This is a genomic window from uncultured Streptococcus sp. (assembly GCF_902463925.1).
In the GTDB taxonomy this organism is placed as follows: Bacteria; Bacillota; Bacilli; order Lactobacillales; family Streptococcaceae; genus Streptococcus.
Genome location: NZ_CABQHE010000003.1, coordinates 154,935 through 175,544, shown reverse-complemented (window position 1 = coordinate 175,544; position 20,610 = coordinate 154,935). Strand labels below are relative to the sequence as shown.

The window sequence follows — 20,610 nt, the reverse complement described above, 5'->3', positions numbered from 1 at the left end:
TAGGCTATTTTAAGGTATAATTATACACGAAAGTAATTTTTTGATTGGAGGAGGCTTCTTATAATTATGATTAAGAAACGTAACTTTAAGAGTATTGTAGCTGTTGGAGTAATTGCTTTGGCTTCTGCAACACTTCTTGCTGCTTGTGGCTCAAAATCAACCTCAAGTAAAGATGAAATTAACTGGTACACCCCTACTGAAATATTGACCCTTGATATTTCTAAAAATTCAGATCACTATTCAGCCTTGGCGCTTGGGAACTCAGAAAGTAACTTACTTCGTGTTGATAAAGATGGGAAGTTGCAACCTGATTTGGCTAAAAAGGTTGATGTGTCAGCCGATGGTTTGACTTATACAGCGACTCTTAGAGATGGCTTGAAGTATTCAGATGGTACTAAGATTACTGCTGAGGACTTTGTCTATACTTGGCAACGTATGGTTGATCCTGCTACAGCTTCTGAGTATGCTTACCTTGCTTCAGATTCTCATCTTGTTAATGCTGCAGACATTATTGCTGGTAAGAAGAGTGTTGATGAATTAGGTGTTAAGGCTGAGGGAAATAAAGTTATCTTTACCTTGTCAAATCCTTCTCCACAATTCAAGAGTCTTTTGTCATTCTCAAACTTTGTCCCACAACATAAGGAATTTGTAGAGAAGGCTGGAAAACAATATGGAACGAAGTCTGACAAACAAATTTATTCTGGACCTTTTAAAGTTGAAAATTGGAATGGTACAAGTGGTAGCTTCAAGCTTGTCAAAAATGACAATTATTGGGATGCTAAGCATGTCAAAACAAAGACAATCAATATTCAAACGGTTAAAAAACCTGATACAGCTGTCCAAATGTATAAACAAGGTCAACTTGACTTTGCAAATATTTCAAATACGTCAGCAATTTTTAACTCAAATAAAAAGAACAAAGATGTTGTTACAGTTCCAGAAGCAACAACAGCTTATATGACCTATAATGAAACTGGTAAAGTTAAAGGTCTAGATAATCTTAAAATCCGTCAAGCTCTCAACCTTGCTACCGACCGTAAAGGTATTGTCGAAGCTGCGGTTGATACGGGTTCAGTTCCAGCAACTAGTCTTGTACCTACTGGATTGGAAAAATTACCTGATGGTACTGATTTATCTAAATATGTGGCACCTGGCTATAGCTATAACAAGGAAGAAGCAGCTAAGCTCTTTAAAGAAGGTCTTGCTGAAGCTGGTTTAAGCGACTTGAAATTGACAATTACAGCAGATTCAGATACACCTGCTGCTAAAGCTGCAGTTGATTACATTAAAGAAACTTGGGAAAAAGCTCTTCCTGGTTTGACTGTTGAAGAAAAATTTGTGACATTTAAACAACGTATTGAAGATACCAAAAATCAAAACTTTGATGTCGCTCTAGTCAATTGGGGTGGTGACTATCCAGAAGGATCAACATTCTATGGCTTGTTCACTTCAAATTCATCTTATAACTATGGTAAGGCAAATAGCTCTACATACGATGCAGCCTATGAAAAAGCTATTTCGGCTGATGCATTAGATCCAACAGCTGCTGCAAATGATTATAAAGCTGCTGAAAAAGCACTTTATGATGAAGCAATGTATAATCCGGTTTACTTCCGATTTACAAAAGGTTTACAAAATCCTTCAATTAAAGGACTTGTACGTAACTCAACTGGTCTTGATGTTGACTTCACCTATGCTTATAAAGATAAATAGTTGCTATCATTATAATGACAGAGTAAAGTAGAACATTCATCAGCTACTGTATGTACGTTTATCACAAAATGAACTAAGAAGCTGGCGGCTTTAGTCCCAGCTTCTTTCGTTGTTACATAAAGGAAATTTTATGACGAAATATTTATTGAAAAGGATAGCTATTTTGCTAGTTACCTTATGGGTGGTTGTCACTCTATCTTTCTTCTTAATGCAAGTTATGCCGGGGTCACCATTCAATAATCCCAAATTAACGAATGATATGATTGCGGTTATGAATAAGCAATATGGCTTAGATAAGCCTGTATGGCAACAGTATTTGCAATATCTTTGGAATGTCCTGCACGGTGATTTAGGAACAAGTTATCAGTCTGCGAATCAGCCTGTTAGCATGATGATTAGTCAACGTTTGGCAGTTTCAGCGCAATTGGGTATTCAAGCCCTTGTTGTTGGGGTTTTGGCTGGTCTTTTTGTGGGAGCAGTGTCGGCACGTAATAAAAATAACTGGATTGATAATATCTTGAGCGTGCTATCAACACTCGGTATTTCAGTGCCATCATTTATTATCGGTCTTCTGCTTTTGGATTACCTTGGATTTAAGTGGGGAGTTCTTCCTTTATCTGGATGGGGCTCATTTAGCCAAACGATTTTACCTACTTTAGCTCTTGCTATTCCAGTATTTGCTCAAGTCACCCGTTTTTTTCGTAGTGAAATGATTGAAACCATGAATACTGATTATATTCAACTAGCTAGGGCTAAGGGGTTGACAACACGTCAAATTAGTAATCGACACGCCTATCGCAATTCAATGATTCCTGTTCTTACCTTAATCGGTCCAATGGCTGCTAATATTCTAACAGGTTCAGCACTTATAGAGCAGATTTTCTCAATTCCTGGGATTGGTCAACAGTTTGTTACCTCTATTCCAACAAAAGATTATCCTGTCATTATGGGAACCACTATCGTTTATGCCGTTATGCTTATGGTAGCTATCCTATTGACAGATATCATTACTAGTTTCGTGGATCCACGTGTCCGTCTGAAGTAAGGAGAGTATCATGGAAGAAAAACAACTATTCAAACTTGTTGGTGCTGGAAATACTGAATCACAAGAAAAAATTGAAAAACCGACTCTCTCTTTTACACAAGATGCTTGGAGACGTCTGAAAAAAAATAAACTGGCGACCATGTCCCTTTGGTTTTTAGCTATTCTACTGGTCTTTTCGATTGGCTCAAATTTCTTTGTTAATGCCAAGGATGCTAATAGTTTTAATGGTGGTGAAGTTAAGACATATCGTAATTTACCACCTAAACTATCAGATAGCTTACCATTCTGGAATGGTAGTATTGTCTTTTCAGGTAATACGGAGCCTAATGATGTGTACTCTGATCAATCAGTTCCAAAAGACGATAAATTTATTTTGGGAACTGACAATCTAGGACGTAGCTTAGCGAAACGTGTGATTGTTGGTATACGTATCTCTCTCTTAATTGCCATCGTTGCTACTTTAATTGATTTGATTATTGGAGTAACCTATGGTCTGGTGTCAGGTTTCTTAGGTGGGAAAATTGACCTCTTCATGCAACGTGTTATTGAGGTTATCTCATCTATCCCTAACTTGGTCATAGTAACGATGTTAGGGCTTCTCTTGGGTAGTGGTGTGTTGTCAATCATTATCTCAATTGCCATTGTCGGATGGACGTCTATGGCGCGTCAAGTTCGTAATTTGACCCTATCCTACCGAGAACGTGAATTTGTTTTAGCCTCACGTGCTTTGGGTGAAAATAAATTCAAGATAGCTTTTAAACATGTTTTACCAAATATTTCAGGTATCATTATTGTTCAAATTATGATGACCGTTCCAAGTGCTATTATGTACGAGGCAGTTCTATCAGCTATCAATTTGGGGGTTAAGCCACCAACAGCTTCTTTAGGTTCGTTGATTACGGATGCTTCTGAGAATCTTCAATACTACCCTTATCAGGTGGTAATTCCTGCCTTGGCTCTTGTTTTTATCTCTCTTGCCTTCATTCTTTTAGGGGACGGCTTGCGTGATGCATTTGACCCTAAATCTAACAAAGAAAACTAATAGGAGCGTAATAATGATGAAAGAAACGATTTTAAGTGTAAAAAATCTCCATGTTAATTTTCATACTTACGCTGGAGAAGTAAAAGCGATTCGTGATGTCAATTTTGACTTGAAAAAAGGTGAGACACTGGCAATTGTTGGTGAGTCTGGTTCAGGAAAATCTGTAACGACAAGGACGCTAATGGGTCTATCAGCTAAAAACGCTAAGGTAACAGGAGACATTACCTTTAAAGGGCGTGATATGCAAGCCTTGAAGGAGGAAGATTGGGTTAAAGTTCGTGGAAATGATATTGCTATGATTTTTCAAGATCCTATGACCAGCCTTGACCCTACTATGAAAATTGGACACCAAATTGCTGAGCCTATCATGATTCATACCAAAGTATCTCAGAAAGAAGCCTTAGATATGGCTTTACAATTAATGAAAGATGTCGGTATACCTAATGCCGAAGAACATATAAATGACTACCCTCACCAATGGTCAGGAGGAATGCGTCAAAGAGCAGTAATTGCCATTGCTCTAGCTGCAGATCCTGAAATTTTGATTGCTGATGAGCCTACTACAGCTTTAGATGTTACGATTCAAGCACAAATTCTTCATCAGATGAAAAAAATCCAAGAAGAGCGTGAGTCATCCATTATTTTTATTACTCATGACTTGGGTGTTGTCGCTGGGATGGCTAATCGTGTGGCAGTTATGTATGCTGGTAAAATTGTGGAATATGGGACTGTGGATGAGGTTTTCTATAATCCACAACACCCATACACATGGGGACTCCTTAACTCTATGCCTACAACAGAAACAGAATCTGGCAGCCTAGAAGCTATTCCAGGAACTCCTCCAGATTTGCTTTATCCTCCTAAAGGTGATGCTTTTGCTGCTCGAAATGTCTTTGCTTTAGATATTGATTATCAGGAAGAACCGCCAATGTTTAAAGTATCAGATACGCATTTTGCAGCAACATGGCTTTTAGATGAAAGAGCTCCTAAAGTAACCCCTCCTTCACCAATATTGAAACGATGGGAAAAATGGTCAAAGATGAAGGAGAAATAAGATGACACAAGAACGTAAAAAGTTAGTAGAACTAAAAAATGTGTCTCTAACTTTTAATAAAGGAAAATCAAACGAAGTTAAGGCTATTGATGATGTTAGCTTTGATATCTATGAGGGCGAAATTTTTGGCCTAGTTGGCGAATCTGGATCAGGTAAAACAACCATTGGGCGTTCTGTTTTAAAACTTTCTGATATTGATTCGGGTACTATTACTTTTTCAGGTAATGAGATATCAAGTTTAAAAGGGAAAGATCTTCATGATTTCCGTAAGACAGCTCAGATGATCTTTCAAGATCCTCAAGCTAGTCTTAATGGACGCATGAAAATCCGTGATATTATTGCTGAAGGCATTGATATTCATAAATTGGCTAAATCTAAGGAAGAGCGTGAAGCTAAGGTTAAAGAACTCATTGATTTGGTAGGGTTAAATGAAGATCACCTATCAAGATATCCTCATGAGTTTTCTGGTGGTCAACGTCAAAGGATTGGTATTGCGCGTGCTTTAGCGGTTAATCCTCATTTTATTGTAGCAGACGAACCGATTTCTGCTTTGGATGTTTCTATTCAAGCACAAGTGGTTAATTTGATGCAGAAGTTGCAACATGAACAGGGGTTAACTTATTTGTTTATTGCCCATGACCTATCAATGGTTAAATATATATCCGATCGTATTGGTGTAATGCATTGGGGTAAACTTCTTGAAGTAGGACCAGCAGATGAGATTTATCATAACCCGATTCATCCTTATACAAAGAGTCTATTATCTGCAATTCCAGAACCGGATCCAGAAAGAGAGCGTAAGCGTCAGCATTTGATTTACGATTCCTCTATTGAAAATGATGGTGAAAATAGACAAATGTATGAAATCCGACCAGAGCATTTTGTTTATGCTACGGAAGAAGAGGCTAAAAATTATAAAGAAGAAGCCAAGGCTAATTAAACTGTAAAAAGGTGGTGATTCCTTAGTCACCTCCTTTTTATTTTTTAGGTGAGTAAACGTTTATAACACATAGGCAAAACAGTATAATAAAGATGACAGAGCAATAGTGAAAGGGGATTAATATGGGAGTGTATAACAGTGACTGGCTACTCAATCAAATTCGTGGGACAGCTAATGTGGTCAGTAAGGCTTTTAAATTTGAGACTCTGGGTATTGATTTAGGTCAGGTGGAGGACGAGCAAGGTCACACGATTGATGGCAATGACTACATTGACGACTTGTTAATCCATGAACAGTATGATCATGCAACTACCTTCATTCATAGTCACCTCAAGCGTTTGACGACTAATGACTATAATCTCTTTGTCAGCGTCTATATGGAGTATTTGGAGAATTTGCCACCTGTAATAAGGCAAAGACACCATTTTGACGATAGAAAAATAGCAAGTTTGAGGGAAAAATTGTCCGAATTTTCATGGTAATTTGATAGAGAGTGTGGAAGAGAAACGCCGAGCGTTTACGATTTTTCCACCCTCTTTTTTGTGTTATAATAGAATCACTATGGATAAATTAATTAAAACAATTTCAGAATCAGGTTCTTTCCGTGCTTATGTTCTTGATAGCACAAAAACTGTTAGAACCGCACAAGAAAAACACAATACTCTATCATCATCGACAGTTGCCTTGGGGCGTACCCTTATTGCTAACCAAATCTTGGCTGCTAACCAAAAAGGTGAAAGCAAAATTACGGTTAAGGTTATCGGAAATAGCTCTTTTGGTCATATCATCTCTGTAGCTGATACCAAAGGACATGTTAAGGGCTACATCCAAAATCCAGGTGTGGACATCAAGAAAACAGCGACTGGTGAAGTTTTGGTGGGGCCTTTCATGGGGCAAGGACAGTTTGTCTCAATCATCGATTATGGAACTGGTAATCCTTACACGTCATCAACACCACTGATTTCTGGTGAAATCGGTGAAGACTTTGCCTACTATTTGACAGAATCTGAGCAAACGCCATCTGCTATTGGTCTTAATGTACTTCTTGACGAAGAGGACAAGGTTAAGGTTGCTGGTGGTTTCATGCTTCAGGTCTTGCCAGGAGCTAGCGAAGAAGAGATCGCTCGTTACGAAAAACGCATCCAGGAGATGCCTGCCATTTCAACGCTTTTGGAATCTGATGATCATATTGAAGCCCTCTTGAATGCCATTTATGGGGATGAACCTTTTAAACGTTTGTCTGAAGAGGAGCTTAGCTTTGAGTGTGATTGCTCACGCGAACGTTTTGAAAATGCCCTCTTGACGCTTGGTAAGGATGAACTTCAAGCCATGAAAGACGAGGATCATGGGGCTGAAATCGTCTGCCAATTCTGCCAAACCAAGTATGAATTTTCAGAAGCTGACTTGGAGGAACTCATCAATGACTAAACTTAATTCGTCCTTCATGATTGGAAATGTGGAGATTCCTCATCGTACAGTACTAGCTCCTATGGCGGGTGTGACTAACTCTGCCTTCCGTACTATTGCCAAGGAATTTGGTGCTGGTCTTGTTGTGATGGAGATGATCTCTGAAAAGGGTCTCCTCTACAATAATGAGAAGACCCTCCATATGCTTCATATTGATGAAAATGAACATCCAATGTCTATCCAACTTTTCGGTGGTGATGCTGAAGGTTTGAAGCGTGCAGCTGACTTCATCCAGACCAATACCAAGGCTGATATCGTTGATATCAACATGGGTTGTCCGGTCAATAAGGTTGTTAAAAATGAAGCGGGTGCCAAGTGGCTTAAGGATCCAGACAAGATTTACCACATCGTCAAGGAAGTAACATCAGTACTCGATATTCCTTTGACCGTTAAGATGCGTACAGGTTGGTCAGACAGTGATTTGGCTGTAGAAAATGCTCTTGCAGCTGAGTCTGCAGGTGTTTCTGCCCTTGCCATGCACGGCCGTACTCGTGAGCAGATGTATACAGGTCACTGTGATCACGAGACTTTGGCCCGTGTTGCTAAGGCAATCACTAAGATTCCATTTATCGGAAATGGTGATGTTCGTAGCGTTCAAGACGCTAAACTCATGATTGAAGAACTTGGTGTTGATGCCGTTATGGTGGGGCGTGCAGCTATGAACAATCCATATATCTTCACGCAAATTAACCACTTCTTCGAAACAGGAGAAGAGTTGCCAGATCTTCCATTTGATAAGAAGCTGGACATCGCTGAAGACCACCTCAAACGTTTGGTGGACCTTAAAGGTGAGATGATTGCTGTCCGTGAATTCCGTGGTCTGGCACCACACTATCTTCGTGGAACAGCAGGAGCAGCTAAGGTCCGTGGTGAAGTCTCACGTGCCGAGTCTGTTGCTCAGGTCGAAAAAATCTTTGCGACTTTACGATAAAATAGAAAGAGCCCTGTTAGTATATACTCTAATAGGGCTCATATATAATAAATTGCTTGTAATCTGACGAATAAAGCGATGAGACAGCTGTCTAACTCTTCAATATTAGAGTTAAGAGAAAAGAATCGATTACATATTTATGATTATTATCCTAATAATGAGGAGAGAGATGTAACTCATGAGTATCAATTTATGTTTAATCTATTTCTTACCCATCAGGAGGTTTAAATGCAGCTTTTTTTACAACACAAGCCTTATAGGGTTTTGACCCTGTCCATCTTGTTAGGTATCTTTGGGACCACCTTGTTTGACTTGGTTTCGGTTCTCTATGCGGCTACTTTCCCCAATCCAGAATTGGCGGTGGGGTTGGCGAGTTTGATTACCTCGCTTCCCTATGTGTTTGATTTTATTGTGGGTTATGTCTCTGATCGAGCGTCAAATAGCTTTAAGGCTATGAAACTGGTGCGCTGGTTGCAGATGAGTCTATATGTCTTTTTTGGGATGCTAACCTTGCTTAAGCCTACGTGGTGGGTCTTCGTCTTTGTCCTAGCTATCAACTTTATGAGTGATATTATTGGTAATTATACCGCATATCTTAATCTTTCCCTCAATCGTCGGGTGGTGGCTGAGGAGAATTTTTCCTTAGCTATCTCTTTTCGCAAGGGAATGTCTAATATCGTCACCTTAGCGGGAAAGAGCGTAGGTGTCATGCTTATTGCTCTGCTAGCTCATAATTATTTCTGGTTTGCCTTGATTAATGTTTTGGTTTTCTTGGCTTCTTATCTAGTCTTGCGACGAGGGCAAAAACTTTTTGACTATCTCGATGAACCAGCACCTGAGTCCGAAGAACAAGAAGCAGAATCCTTAAAAGCCCAGATTTGTCAGTTCGTTAAGGACACCATAACCAATTTCACCTTTCTCAAATCCCAGTCCTCTATTTTTAATTTGGTCATGATTTACTCTAGTATGAACTTGCTTTCGTCAGCCATGACCACTCTGTTGATGATTTATCTCTTGTCGGTCAAGGAGTTGCAGTTGGGGTCTTATGCTGTGACTATCACAGTCTTTGAGTCTATCGAATTGGTTGCTTTCTTTTTAGGATCACTTTTTCCGCTCGATTTTTACCGCAAGTGGTCCATTAGGTCCAACCTACTTTTTGAGAATAGTCTAGCATTGTTAATGATCATCAGTATCTTTGTATGGCACAATCCCATGGTCCTCTTTACCTTGCTTTTTCTTTCTTCTTATGCGACAGCCATTTCCAATCCAAAATCGGATACCATCGTCATCTTCTCCATTGTTGAAGAGCGGCAGAACGCTGTCTTTAGTATCTTTTCAACCATTGTCACAGCGACTGTCCCCTTGGGTGCAGCTATGATTTTGGCTTTAAACCAGTCCTTGGGTGCCACTTTATCATGGACTTTCTTGGCTCTATTGGCGGTATTTAATATAGGTTACACCTGCTTTTGGAAGGAAAAGACACGGTCAGTATCTTAAACCTATTATCATTTTTAAGTCTAGCTGCGGTTGGGCTTTTTATTTCCTCTTGCCAAACCTCTGTGTTTTCGATATAATTAACTGGTTAAGTAAATGGAGAAAGTAATGCTAGAACTAGAAGAACAAGTCAATCAATTGATTAACCAAATCTTGCTTAAGGCTGAAAATCAGCATGAGTTCCTCATTGGTCAGTGCCGTAGTCAGGTTAAGTTGACCAATACCCAGGAGCATATTCTCATGCTTTTGTCTGAGGGACGAAAGACCAATTCTGAGTTGGCTAAGACCCTCAATGTTAGCCAAGCTGCTGTTACCAAGGCTGTTAAGACCTTGGTCAAAGAGGGCATGTTGGAGGCTAAGAAAGACAAGGATGATGGACGGCTAACCTATTTTGTCCTGACACAAGAAGCCCAACCTATTGCCCAGGAGCATGAGGAACACCACCAAGAGACTTTAGGTGTCTATCGCACTGTATTGGAGCAGTTTGATAGTAAAGAACGTCAGATTATAGGGCGTTTCTTGACGAAATTAGAAGAAAAAATCGAGGAATAAGATGCGTTATATTACGGTTGAAGGACTGAGCTTCCAGTATGATGCGGAGCCCGTTCTGGATAATATTCACTATCACTTGGATTCTGGGGAGTTTGTGACCCTGACTGGGGAAAATGGAGCTGCCAAGTCAACGCTTATTAAGGCTACCCTAGGAATTCTCAAGCCTAAGAAGGGAACTGTAACCATCTCTGAAATCAATAAAGATGGTAAAAAGCTTCGTATGGCCTATCTTCCCCAGCAAATTGCCAGCTTTAATGCAGGTTTTCCGAGCACGGTCTACGAGTTTGTGAAGTCTGGCCGGTACCCTCGTCAGGGCTGGTTCCGTCGTTTGAACAAACATGACTTAGAGCATGTTCAACGTGCTCTAGAGTCTGTAGGTATGTGGGAAAATCGTCACAAGCAGATTGGACATCTCTCAGGTGGTCAAAAGCAGCGTGCCGTCATTGCTCGTATTTTCGCTTCAGATCCAGATATTTTTGTCTTGGATGAGCCAACGACGGGTATGGATGCAGGGACAGCCAATACTTTCTACGAACTCATGCACCACTCGGCTCACAAGCATGGCAAGTCTGTCTTGATGATTACCCATGACCCAGAAGAGGTCAAGGAATATACGGACCGTAATATCCATCTGGTTCGTAATCAGAAACTGCCTTGGCGTTGTTTCAATGTCCATGAAAAGGATGGAGAGGAGCATAAACATGATTAGTGAATTATTAGCCTATGATTTTATGCAACGTGCTATTCTCGCCGTGATTGCTATCAGTATCTTTTCGCCAATTTTGGGGCTCTTCTTAATTCTTCGTCGTCAGAGTCTGATGAGTGATACCTTGAGTCACGTGTCCCTAGCTGGGGTGGCTGTCGGGATTTTCTTGGGACAATCAATCACTTGGATGACCCTAGTGGTTGTGGTTATTGCAGCTTTGGTTTTGGAATATCTCAGGGTTAGTTACAAGCATTATATGGAGATTTCAACGGCTATCCTCATGTCAATGGGATTGGCAGTGGCTCTTATTCTTAGTAACAAGGCGGGTAGCAGTAGTATGAGTCTGGATAGCTATCTTTTTGGTTCTATCATCACGATTAGCCCAGAGCAGGTGCGTGCCCTCTTTGTCATTGCGGCTATTGTACTGGTCTTGACTCTACTCTTTATTCGTCCTATGTATCTTTTGACTTTTGATGAGGACACTGCCCATGTAGATGGCTTACCAGTTCGTCTCATGTCTCTCCTCTTCAATATTGTGACAGGGATAGCGATTGCCCTGATGATTCCAGCAGCAGGATCACTTTTGGTTTCCACCATCATGATTCTTCCAGCAGCTATTGGTATGAAAATAGGTCAGACTTTCAAGTCCGTTATTTTCTGGGCTATTGGTATTGGTTTGGTTGGAATGCTCTCTGGTATCTTTATTTCCTATTATTGGGAAACACCTGCTAGTGCCACTATTACCCTTATCTTCATCGCCTTCTTTGGTCTGGTATCAATCTTTGAACCTCTCTTAAAAGCAGAGTAAATAATAGAAAAGGAGCTTGAGAAATCGAGCTCTTTTTGTGATATACTAAAGTAGTTTTTTAGATTTGAGTTAAACCAATAATGGTAGATTTCTAGGCAGAAAAATGATTAGATTTTTCTGGTGTCCACTATCATTTGTAACAGTAGCAAAAAAGGAGAAAACATGGAAATCTTTTTAACGAGTATATCGGGAATACTAGTCATCTTGGGTATGATTTTAGTGGGATTTGTTATGGGCGAAAAAGGCTGGTTTGATGACAAGTCACGTGGTCTTATAGCTAAGCTGGTCACTCAAATTGCCCTGCCTTGTTACATGCTCTATACGATCACACAGCGTTTCACAGCGACAGACCTGATCAAGATGTTGCCAGAGTTGCGTTTTCCTGCACTTTCCATGGTGATTTTGCTTGGGATTGCGACAGCGGTGGCTGGCATTTTTGCAGTAAAAAAGGAGCGTCGTGGTCTCTTTATTTCCATGTTTTTTAATTCGAACACCATTTTTGTGGGGCTCCCTATCAATCAAGCCCTCTTTGGCGATGCTAGTATTCCCTATGTTCTTATCTATTATATGTGCAATACGACCTTTTTCTGGACCTTGGGGACTTACCTTATTCAGCGAGATGGGGAAGGAGAGGCAGAATTTGATTTAAAAACAAGTCTGAAAAAGATCTTCTCTCCCCCTCTAATGGGTTTCATGTTAGGTCTTATTATTGTTATCTTTCATATTAAATTACCAACTTTTTTAGCCAGCGACTTGCAGTATTTGGGTAGTTTGACGACTCCTTTATCTATGATTTTCATCGGTTTGTCAGTGTCAAATGCAGGTGTGAAGCAGTTGGTTCTTAAAAAGGACCAGGTGTTGATTTTGTTGGGACGCTTTGTAGTTGCTCCTCTCTTGATGGCTACCATTGTTTACTGGGCACCTCTCCCAATTTTGATGAAACAAGTTTTTATCATCCAGTCCGCCATGCCTGTCATGACCAATGCACCAGTAGTTGCTAAACTCTATGGAGCTGATAGTGATTACGCTGCTGTTATGGTTACTGAGACTACCCTTGCAACCATGGTTGTTATCCCAATTTTGATGGTTCTGATGGCTTGAAAATAATCAAGTAACCCCTGTTTTTCTGGGGGTTTTTAAATTTGTAAAAAAAATCAAAAAAAATTACGAAAACGCTTTACAAATCATAAAAAGATGCTATAATAATTATATAAGTTATGCAAGCGTTTGCATCGAAACGTAGGAGGAAATGAAATGAATAAGCTAAAAGAAAACTTTGGCTTTGAGTTCTGGCAAAAATTCGGTAAAGCCCTCATGGTTGTTATCGCGGTTATGCCAGCAGCAGGTCTTATGATCTCTATCGGTAAAACGATTGCCATGATTAATCCAAACGTGGCACCTCTCGTTATTACGGGTGGATTTCTTGAGCAAATTGGTTGGGGGGTTATCGGTAACCTTCACATCTTGTTTGCCCTTGCCATTGGTGGTAGTTGGGCTAAGGAACGTGCAGGAGGTGCTTTTGCAGCAGGTCTTGCATTTATCTTGATTAACCGCTTGACTGGTTCAATCTTTGGTGTTACTTCAGATATTCTTGCTGATAAGGGTGCTACAGTTCACACACTTCTTGGTCAATCAATCAAGGTGTCTGACTACTTCATCAGTGTTTTGGAAGCTCCAGCCCTTAACATGGGTGTATTTGTAGGTATCATCTCTGGTTTCATCGGAGCTACTGCTTACAACAAATACTATAACTTCCGTAAATTGCCAGAAGCTTTATCATTCTTCAATGGTAAACGTTTCGTACCATTCGTAGTTATTCTTCGTTCAGCTATTGCAGCTATCGTTCTTGCTATTGTATGGCCAGTTATCCAATCTGGAATTAACGGTTTTGGTATGTGGATTGCTAACTCGAAAGAAACTGCTCCAATTTTGGCACCGTTCTTGTTCGGTACATTGGAACGTCTTCTCTTGCCGTTTGGTCTCCACCACATGTTGACTATCCCAATTAACTACACTCAATTGGGTGGTACTTATGAAGTCTTGACTGGTGCTGCAAAAGGTACTAAAGTTTTGGGCCAAGATCCACTCTGGCTCGCATGGGTTACTGACCTTGCTAACCTTAAAGGTGCGCATCCAGATCAATATAAACACCTTCTTGAAGCCTATACACCAGCTCGTTTCAAAGTTGGTCAAATGATTGGTTCATTTGGTATCTTGATGGGTATGGTGGTAGCTATCTACCGTAACGTTGATGATGATAAGAAACATCAATACAAAGGTATGATGACTGCGACTGCGCTTGCAACATTCTTGACAGGGGTAACAGAACCTATCGAGTACATGTTCATGTTCGTAGCTACTCCACTTTACATCATTTACGCATTTGTACAAGGTGCTGCCTTTGCAATGGCTGACATCGTTCACCTCCGTGTTCACTCATTCGGTTCTATCGAATTCTTGACACGTACACCACTCGCTATTAACGCAGGTTTGGCGATGGATATCGTAAACTTTATTTGGGTAACTGTACTCTTTGGTGTTATCATGTTCTTCATCGCTAACTTCATGATTAAGAAATTTGATTACGCAACACCAGGACGTAACGGTAACTATGAGCAAGGTGATGATGCTTCATCAGAATCTGCTGGCTCAGCAAGTGCTGGAACAAGCTCAGCAAGCTCACAAGTTATCAACATCATCAACCTTCTTGGTGGACGTGCTAACATTGTCGACGTTGACGCATGTATGACTCGTCTTCGTGTTACTGTTAAAGAAGCTGATAAAGTCGGAACTGAAGAACAATGGAAAGCTGAAGGAGCTATGGGTCTTGTCATGAAAGGACAAGGGGTTCAAGCTATCTATGGTCCTAAAGCAGACGTATTGAAATCTGATATCCAAGATGTACTTGATTCAGGTGAAGTTATTCCTGAAACACTTCCAAGTCAAATGACTGCTGTTCAAAAAGCAGAAGCTCAATTCAAAGGTGTAACTGAAGATGTTCACTCAGTTGCAGATGGTCAAGTTATCAATATTGAAGATGTAAAAGACCCAGTATTCTCACAAAAAATGATGGGTGACGGTTTCGCTGTAAAACCAGAAAACGGTAAGATTGTTTCTCCAGTATCTGGTAAAGTTGCAAGTATCTTCCCAACAAAACATGCTCTTGGTTTGGTAACAGATAATGGACTTGAAGTTTTGGTTCACATAGGACTTGATACTGTTAGTCTTGAAGGTAAACCATTTGAGGTTAAAGTTACTGAAGGACAAACTGTTGCTGCTGGTGATCTCTTAGTAGAAGCAGATTTTGCAGCTATCCGTGAAGCTGGACGTGACACTTCTACAGTAGTTGTCTTTACTAATGCTGACGCGATTAAATCAGTTAAAGTAGAACATACAGGGAAATTGGTAGCTAATGCTCCAGTTGCAAAAGTAGAACTTTAATTTGTTAAATAATAATCAAGCAGACAGCCCCTGGGCTGTTTTGTTTGTAAAAGACCTTGTTATCATTTCTATATGTAAGTCAGATAAAGGATAAGATTATGAAATTTCTAACCTTAAATACCCATAGTTGGATGGAAGAAGATGCAGAAGGAAAATTCCAAACCCTAAAGGAACAAATCCTTAAGGCTCAATACGATATCATTTGTTTCCAAGAAGTTAATCAGGAAATAGAGACGGTAGCTGTAGAAACGGATGCTTACTATCATGCGCTACCATCAGCAACATCAATCCACCAAGATCACTTTGTCCGTTTGCTTGTGGAAAAATTAGCTGAAGAGGGCCTTCAATATCATTGGACGTGGGCTTATAATCACATTGGTTATGATCACCTTAATGAAGGTGTTGCTGTCTTGTCACGCCAACCATTGACAGCGAGTGAAATCTTGGTATCAGATGTTGATGATCCAACAGACTATCATACACGCCGTGTGGCAGTGGCTGAGACAACTGTAGATGGCCAAGAAGTTGCTGTTGCTAGTGTTCACCTTTCATGGTGGGACAAAGGTTTCCAAGAGGAGTGGGCACGTATTGAGGGACGTTTCAAAGCTATTGAGAAACCGCTCATCCTAGCAGGTGACTTTAACAACCCAGCAGGTCGCGAAGGACATCAAGCCATTTTGGCTAGCTCACTCAATCTTCAAGATAGTTTTGAAGTAGCTAAGGAAACAACTGGTAGCTATACAGTTGGACCAGGTATCGATGGCTGGAAGGGCAATGAAGAGCCTTTACGTATCGATTATGTCTTTGCTAGCCAAGATTGGACAGTAGAGCGCCTTAGTGTGATTTTTGACGGCAATAATCAACCTTTGGTAAGTGACCACTACGGTCTTGAAGCAGAATTAACATTTAAGTAGAAACTGTATCCTATTATGACCTAATAAGGGTAAAAAAATATTGTCAAAAGATAAATAAAAGAGTAAACTAGAAGCTATAATTGAATTTTTATAAGGAGAGACTAATGGCTCATATTACATTTGACTATTCAAAAGTTTTGGATAAATTTGTAGCACCACACGAAGTAGATAACCTTCAAGCACAAGTAACAGTAGCAGACGAAATGGTTCGCAAAGGAACAGGCCCAGGTGCTGACTTCCTTGGATGGCGTGACCTTCCAGAGAACTACGATCGTGAAGAGTTTGACCGTATCTTGAAAGCTGCTGAAAAAATTAAAGAAGAAAGCGACGTTTTGGTTGTTATTGGTATCGGTGGTTCTTACCTTGGTGCCAAAGCAGCCATTGACTTCTTGAATCATCACTTTGCTAACCTTCAAACAAAAGAAGAACGCAAAGCACCACAAATTGTTTACGCTGGTAACTCAATTTCATCAACTTATCTTGCAGACTTGCTTGAGTATGTTGAAGATAAAGACTTCTCAGTTAACGTTATCTCTAAATCAGGTACAACAACTGAACCAGCTATTGCTTTCCGTGTTTTCAAGGAACTCCTTGTTAAGAAATACGGTCAAGAAGAAGCAAACAAACGTATCTACGCAACAACTGACCGCCAAAAAGGTGCTGTTAAAGTTGAAGCAGATGCTAATGGTTGGGAAACTTTCGTTGTTCCAGATGACATCGGTGGACGTTTCTCCGTATTGACAGCTGTAGGTCTATTGCCAATTGCAGCTTCAGGTGCTGATATCAAAGCCCTTATGGAAGGTGCTAACGCTGCACGTAAAGAGTATTCTTCATCTAAAATCTCTGAAAATGAAGCTTACCAATACGCTGCAATTCGTAACATCCTTTATCGTAAGGGTTACACAACTGAAATCTTGGCAAACTACGAACCATCACTTCAATACTTCGCTGAGTGGTGGAAACAATTGGCTGGTGAATCTGAAGGTAAAGACCAAAGAGGTATCTACCCAACATCAGCAAACTTCTCAACAGACTTGCACTCTCTTGGTCAATTCATTCAAGAAGGTACACGTAACCTTTTTGAAACTGTTGTTCGTGTAGAAAAACCACGTAAGAACGTTGTTATTCCTGAATTGGATGAAGACCTTGATGGACTTGGTTACCTCCAAGGTAAAGATGTTGACTTTGTTAATAAAAAAGCAACAGACGGTGTTCTTCTTGCTCATACAGATGGTGACGTACCTAACATGTTCATCACTATCCCTGAACAAGATGCCTTCACATTGGGATATATCATCTACTTCTTTGAGCTTGCTATCGCTCTTTCAGGATATTTGAATGCTGTTAATCCATTTAACCAACCAGGTGTAGAAGCTTACAAGAAAAACATGTTCGCCCTTCTTGGTAAACCAGGATTTGAAGAACTTGGAGCAGAACTTAACGCTCGCTTGTAATTCTCAGATAAGATCAGCTTTGGCTGGTCTTTTTTCTGTTATTAGCACTTCGTCTTTATTTCAATTTTACTAACGGCAGTCAAAGTGTTATAATGTAAGAGATTGTGAATTTAGCATGTTTTGCTATTTTCAAAAAAGAAAAAACAAATCAGAGATGTCAGAACATCTCTTAGAAGAGGTGAATCCCATGGGACGTAAATGGGCTAATATCGTTGCTAAAAAAACTGCTAAAGATGGTGCCAACTCAAAGGTTTACGCTAAGTTTGGTGTCGAAATTTATGTGGCTGCTAAACAAGGTGAACCAGATCCAGAATCAAACTCAGCTTTGAAATTCGTTTTGGAGCGTGCTAAACAAGCGCAAGTGCCAAAACACGTTATTGATAAGGCCATTGATAAGGCTAAAGGTAACACTGATGAAACTTTCGTTGAAGGACGTTATGAAGGCTTTGGACCAAATGGTTCTATGATTATCGTAGATACTTTGACTTCAAACGTTAACCGTACAGCTGCTAACGTACGTACTGCCTTTGGTAAAAACGGTGGTAACATGGGTGCTTCAGGTTCTGTTTCATACATGTTTGATAAAAAAGGTGTTATCGTATTTGCAGGTGAAGATGCAGATGCTATCTTTGAACAATTGCTTGAAGCAGATGTAGAAGTTGAAGATGTAGAAGCAGAAGATGGTACTATCACTGTTTATACTGAGCCAACAGATCTTCACAAAGCTTTGGAAGCTCTCCGTGTTAACGGACAAGAAGAGTTCCAAGTAACTGAACTTGAAATGATTCCACAAACTGAGGTTACTCTTGAAGGTGAAGACCTTGAAGTTTTCGAAGGACTTATTGATGCTCTTGAAGCAGATGATGATGTTCAAAAGGTTTACCACAATGTAGCAGATATGTAATCTCATTCAACACTTTCCGTCTTGTAGAAAGTGTTTTTATGTGGTCTGTATAAGGATTTGCCTTGCTTGTCCTAACGTAATCTGATATAGTAGTAGCCAAGTGAATTATTGGAGGAATACGAAATATGAATATGATGCTAGTTTTGGCCATTTATGTGGTCGCAATTGTTACTTATGTAGCTTTCAGCCGTCGTCGCCAAGCAAAGGCACAGGAAGATCGTTTTGCAGGCCTTGCTAAGGGTGCTGAAGTTGAAACAATCGGTGGTTTGATTGCTATTGTTGATGAGATTGACAAAGAAAATAACCGTATCGTTTTGGATGCAGAAGGTGTCTTCTTGACCTTTGATTTGAGTCGTTCAATCATGAAAGTAATCACACCAGCACCAACTACAGAAACAACTGAAAAGACAATTATCGAAGAAGATTCAGCAATTGAGTCTGCTGATGAAAAGTAAGATGTGTATTTGAGACTAGGTTACATCCTGGTCTTTTTGCGTTTTCTAATCTTATCGGTATTAAAAGCTGTTCAGAACCCCTGAAAATGTGGTAAAATAAAGGGTAAACTATATTTAGAGGATATTCCATGTTTAAATTTAGAAAAAAATCTCATCAAGAGGTTCTAGATAATATTCCTAACCATATCGGTATTATTATGGATGGAAATGGCCGTTGGGCTAAAAAGCGTCTACAACCACGTGTGATGGGGCATAAGGCTGGGATGGATGCCTTGCAAAAGGTAACTATCGAAGCGTCACAACTTGGAGTTAAGGTATTGACAGTATATGCCTTCTCAACTGAAAACTGGTCACGTCCACAAGATGAAGTGAAATTCATCATGAATTTGCCAGTTGAATTTTTTAACAAGTATGTACCAGAATTAGATAAAAACAATGTTCGCATTTTGACAATCGGAGATAATAGTCGCCTGCCTAAGGAAACCTTAGATGCTCTTGAAAAGGCAGTTGAGCAGACAAAACATAATTCCGGTTTGGTACTCAATTTTGCATTGAACTACGGTGGTCGTGCGGAGATTGTATCTGCCGTTCAAGCGATTGCTAAAGAGGTTGAAGCAGGCAAACTCAGTCCTGAAGCTATTGATGAGGATCTCATTGCTAAGCATTTGATGACAGATAAATTGCCTTACCTCTACCGTGATCCAGATTTGATTATCCGTACGAGTGGCGAGCTTCGTCTTAGTAATTTCTTGCCTTGGCAATCTGCCTATAGTGAGTTTTACTTCACAGATGTTTTCTGGCCAGACTTTGACCAACAAGGGCTACGTCAAGCCATCTCTGACTACAATAAACGTCACCGTCGCTTCGGTGGTGTCTAGAAAGGACCTCTCATGCAAGAACGTTTAATTGGTGGGGGTGTGGCAGCAGGCATTTTCCTCCCATTGCTCTTTATCGGTGGTCTTCCTTTCCAACTTTTGGTTGGAGCCATGGCCATGGTTGCAGTGTCTGAGATGCTTCGCATGAAGCACTTGGAGATTTTCTCTATCGAGGGTATTTTATCAATGGTGGCAGCTTTTATCTTGGCTGTGCCGATTGATCAGTATTTTATCAGTCTTCCAACAAATGCTAGTGTGACAGGTTTCGCTGTTATTTCATTTTTGATTCTAGCGGGGACTGTCCTTAATAGCGACCATTATTCTTTTGATGATGCAGCTTATCCAATTGCATCTGCCTTTTATGTTGGTTTTGGTTTTCAAAATCTCATTGCGGCACGTTTGGATAGTTGGGAAAAAGTTCTCTTTGCTCTTTTTATTGTTTGGGCAACAGATATTGGAGCTTACCTTTTTGGTCGTCAATTTGGTCAGAATAAGCTATTGCCAAAAGTATCACCTAATAAAACCATTGAAGGTAGTGTTGGTGGTATCTTATCCGCAATCATTGTAGCATTACTATTTGGGTTGATTAATCATAATGTCTATGCACCGCATAGTTTCTTCTGGTTGCTTATCTGTACGATTCTCTTTAGTATTTTCGGTCAATTTGGTGACTTGGTTGAATCAGCTATTAAACGACACTTTGGTGTTAAAGACTCAGGTAATCTTATTCCTGGGCACGGTGGCATATTAGACCGTTGTGATAGCTGGATTTTCGTTTTCCCAATCATGCACTTACTAGGACTTTTTTAAGGGTG

The 20,610-nt window shown here is 40.1% G+C and carries 20 protein-coding genes; all 20 read left to right on the top strand.

Annotated elements, in window-relative coordinates; translation table 11 throughout:
* Positions 1 to 66 precede the first annotated feature (66 nt).
* Entirely contained in the window at positions 67 to 1,713 is a 1,647-nt protein-coding gene (locus RDY04_RS03745) for a peptide ABC transporter substrate-binding protein (RefSeq protein ID WP_247914116.1), read from the top strand.
* Between the two features lie 130 nt (positions 1,714 to 1,843).
* The gene (locus RDY04_RS03740; RefSeq protein WP_003098119.1) at positions 1,844 to 2,758 is read left to right on the top strand and encodes an ABC transporter permease; all 915 of its coding nucleotides are present in this window, start codon (positions 1,844 to 1,846) and stop codon (positions 2,756 to 2,758) included.
* A gap of 10 nt (positions 2,759 to 2,768) precedes the next feature.
* Positions 2,769 to 3,800 carry an ABC transporter permease gene (locus tag RDY04_RS03735; protein ID WP_374110362.1) on the top strand — a complete coding sequence of 344 codons (1,032 nt, stop codon included), beginning with the start codon at positions 2,769 to 2,771 and terminating at the stop codon, positions 3,798 to 3,800.
* Positions 3,801 to 3,813: 13 nt separating this feature from the next.
* Positions 3,814 to 4,854, top strand: a complete 1,041-nt coding sequence (locus RDY04_RS03730; RefSeq protein WP_303952223.1) for an ABC transporter ATP-binding protein — start codon at positions 3,814 to 3,816, stop codon at positions 4,852 to 4,854.
* Between the two features lies 1 nt (position 4,855).
* A complete protein-coding gene (locus RDY04_RS03725; RefSeq protein ID WP_303952221.1) occupies positions 4,856 to 5,794 on the top strand; it encodes an ABC transporter ATP-binding protein in 939 nt (312 codons plus the stop codon).
* Between the two features lie 122 nt (positions 5,795 to 5,916).
* The gene (locus RDY04_RS03720) at positions 5,917 to 6,276 is read left to right on the top strand and encodes a hypothetical protein (protein WP_303952219.1); all 360 of its coding nucleotides are present in this window, start codon (positions 5,917 to 5,919) and stop codon (positions 6,274 to 6,276) included.
* Positions 6,277 to 6,355: 79 nt separating this feature from the next.
* Positions 6,356 to 7,222 carry an Hsp33 family molecular chaperone HslO gene (gene hslO / locus RDY04_RS03715; protein WP_303952217.1) on the top strand — a complete coding sequence of 289 codons (867 nt, stop codon included), beginning with the start codon at positions 6,356 to 6,358 and terminating at the stop codon, positions 7,220 to 7,222.
* A complete protein-coding gene (dusB, locus tag RDY04_RS03710) occupies positions 7,215 to 8,192 on the top strand; it encodes a tRNA dihydrouridine synthase DusB (RefSeq protein WP_303952215.1) in 978 nt (325 codons plus the stop codon). Before hslO ends, dusB begins: the two co-directional genes overlap by 8 nt.
* A gap of 228 nt (positions 8,193 to 8,420) precedes the next feature.
* Entirely contained in the window at positions 8,421 to 9,689 is a 1,269-nt protein-coding gene (locus tag RDY04_RS03705; RefSeq protein WP_303952213.1) for an MFS transporter, read from the top strand.
* A gap of 105 nt (positions 9,690 to 9,794) precedes the next feature.
* Positions 9,795 to 10,238 (top strand): zinc-dependent MarR family transcriptional regulator, encoded by a 444-nt coding sequence (locus tag RDY04_RS03700; protein WP_303952211.1) that lies wholly within the window; start codon positions 9,795 to 9,797, stop codon positions 10,236 to 10,238.
* 1 nt (position 10,239) lies between these two features.
* Positions 10,240 to 10,947, top strand: a complete 708-nt coding sequence (locus tag RDY04_RS03695; protein ID WP_303952209.1) for a metal ABC transporter ATP-binding protein — start codon at positions 10,240 to 10,242, stop codon at positions 10,945 to 10,947.
* Positions 10,940 to 11,752 carry a metal ABC transporter permease gene (locus RDY04_RS03690; RefSeq protein WP_295494424.1) on the top strand — a complete coding sequence of 271 codons (813 nt, stop codon included), beginning with the start codon at positions 10,940 to 10,942 and terminating at the stop codon, positions 11,750 to 11,752. Before RDY04_RS03695 ends, RDY04_RS03690 begins: the two co-directional genes overlap by 8 nt.
* A 162-nt stretch (positions 11,753 to 11,914) precedes the next feature.
* Complete coding sequence (locus RDY04_RS03685) at positions 11,915 to 12,853, top strand: AEC family transporter (protein WP_303952205.1); 939 nt, start codon at positions 11,915 to 11,917, stop codon at positions 12,851 to 12,853.
* A 153-nt stretch (positions 12,854 to 13,006) separates the two neighbouring features.
* Positions 13,007 to 15,193 (top strand): PTS transporter subunit IIBC, encoded by a 2,187-nt coding sequence (locus tag RDY04_RS03680; protein WP_303952204.1) that lies wholly within the window; start codon positions 13,007 to 13,009, stop codon positions 15,191 to 15,193.
* Between the two features lie 98 nt (positions 15,194 to 15,291).
* Positions 15,292 to 16,107: an endonuclease/exonuclease/phosphatase family protein gene (locus RDY04_RS03675; protein ID WP_303952203.1), complete on the top strand. Its 816-nt coding sequence runs from the start codon at positions 15,292 to 15,294 to the stop codon at positions 16,105 to 16,107.
* Positions 16,108 to 16,211: 104 nt separating this feature from the next.
* A complete protein-coding gene (locus tag RDY04_RS03670; RefSeq protein WP_303952201.1) occupies positions 16,212 to 17,561 on the top strand; it encodes a glucose-6-phosphate isomerase in 1,350 nt (449 codons plus the stop codon).
* Positions 17,562 to 17,748: 187 nt separating this feature from the next.
* Positions 17,749 to 18,465 carry a YebC/PmpR family DNA-binding transcriptional regulator gene (locus RDY04_RS03665; protein WP_303952199.1) on the top strand — a complete coding sequence of 239 codons (717 nt, stop codon included), beginning with the start codon at positions 17,749 to 17,751 and terminating at the stop codon, positions 18,463 to 18,465.
* Positions 18,466 to 18,590: 125 nt separating this feature from the next.
* Positions 18,591 to 18,920, top strand: coding sequence for a preprotein translocase subunit YajC (locus RDY04_RS03660; RefSeq protein WP_303952198.1), 330 nt, complete (start codon positions 18,591 to 18,593; stop codon positions 18,918 to 18,920).
* A gap of 128 nt (positions 18,921 to 19,048) precedes the next feature.
* On the top strand, positions 19,049 to 19,798 hold the full coding sequence (locus RDY04_RS03655; protein WP_002886457.1) for an isoprenyl transferase: 750 nt from the start codon (positions 19,049 to 19,051) through the stop codon (positions 19,796 to 19,798).
* 12 nt (positions 19,799 to 19,810) lie between these two features.
* Positions 19,811 to 20,605, top strand: coding sequence for a phosphatidate cytidylyltransferase (locus RDY04_RS03650; protein ID WP_303952195.1), 795 nt, complete (start codon positions 19,811 to 19,813; stop codon positions 20,603 to 20,605).
* Positions 20,606 to 20,610: the final 5 nt, after the last annotated feature.

What these genes read in the sequence shown, in the direction of transcription:
- RDY04_RS03745 (WP_247914116.1), top strand. Translation starts at nt 67, where the DNA reads ATGATTAAGAAACGTAACTTTAAGAGTATTGTAGCTGTTGGAGTAATT.
- RDY04_RS03740 (WP_003098119.1), top strand. Translation starts at nt 1,844, where the DNA reads ATGACGAAATATTTATTGAAAAGGATAGCTATTTTGCTAGTTACCTTA.
- RDY04_RS03735 (WP_374110362.1), top strand. Translation starts at nt 2,769, where the DNA reads ATGGAAGAAAAACAACTATTCAAACTTGTTGGTGCTGGAAATACTGAA.
- RDY04_RS03730 (WP_303952223.1), top strand. Translation starts at nt 3,814, where the DNA reads ATGATGAAAGAAACGATTTTAAGTGTAAAAAATCTCCATGTTAATTTT.
- RDY04_RS03725 (WP_303952221.1), top strand. Translation starts at nt 4,856, where the DNA reads ATGACACAAGAACGTAAAAAGTTAGTAGAACTAAAAAATGTGTCTCTA.
- RDY04_RS03720 (WP_303952219.1), top strand. Translation starts at nt 5,917, where the DNA reads ATGGGAGTGTATAACAGTGACTGGCTACTCAATCAAATTCGTGGGACA.
- hslO (WP_303952217.1), top strand. Translation starts at nt 6,356, where the DNA reads ATGGATAAATTAATTAAAACAATTTCAGAATCAGGTTCTTTCCGTGCT.
- dusB (WP_303952215.1), top strand. Translation starts at nt 7,215, where the DNA reads ATGACTAAACTTAATTCGTCCTTCATGATTGGAAATGTGGAGATTCCT.
- RDY04_RS03705 (WP_303952213.1), top strand. Translation starts at nt 8,421, where the DNA reads ATGCAGCTTTTTTTACAACACAAGCCTTATAGGGTTTTGACCCTGTCC.
- RDY04_RS03700 (WP_303952211.1), top strand. Translation starts at nt 9,795, where the DNA reads ATGCTAGAACTAGAAGAACAAGTCAATCAATTGATTAACCAAATCTTG.
- RDY04_RS03695 (WP_303952209.1), top strand. Translation starts at nt 10,240, where the DNA reads ATGCGTTATATTACGGTTGAAGGACTGAGCTTCCAGTATGATGCGGAG.
- RDY04_RS03690 (WP_295494424.1), top strand. Translation starts at nt 10,940, where the DNA reads ATGATTAGTGAATTATTAGCCTATGATTTTATGCAACGTGCTATTCTC.
- RDY04_RS03685 (WP_303952205.1), top strand. Translation starts at nt 11,915, where the DNA reads ATGGAAATCTTTTTAACGAGTATATCGGGAATACTAGTCATCTTGGGT.
- RDY04_RS03680 (WP_303952204.1), top strand. Translation starts at nt 13,007, where the DNA reads ATGAATAAGCTAAAAGAAAACTTTGGCTTTGAGTTCTGGCAAAAATTC.
- RDY04_RS03675 (WP_303952203.1), top strand. Translation starts at nt 15,292, where the DNA reads ATGAAATTTCTAACCTTAAATACCCATAGTTGGATGGAAGAAGATGCA.
- RDY04_RS03670 (WP_303952201.1), top strand. Translation starts at nt 16,212, where the DNA reads ATGGCTCATATTACATTTGACTATTCAAAAGTTTTGGATAAATTTGTA.
- RDY04_RS03665 (WP_303952199.1), top strand. Translation starts at nt 17,749, where the DNA reads ATGGGACGTAAATGGGCTAATATCGTTGCTAAAAAAACTGCTAAAGAT.
- RDY04_RS03660 (WP_303952198.1), top strand. Translation starts at nt 18,591, where the DNA reads ATGAATATGATGCTAGTTTTGGCCATTTATGTGGTCGCAATTGTTACT.
- RDY04_RS03655 (WP_002886457.1), top strand. Translation starts at nt 19,049, where the DNA reads ATGTTTAAATTTAGAAAAAAATCTCATCAAGAGGTTCTAGATAATATT.
- RDY04_RS03650 (WP_303952195.1), top strand. Translation starts at nt 19,811, where the DNA reads ATGCAAGAACGTTTAATTGGTGGGGGTGTGGCAGCAGGCATTTTCCTC.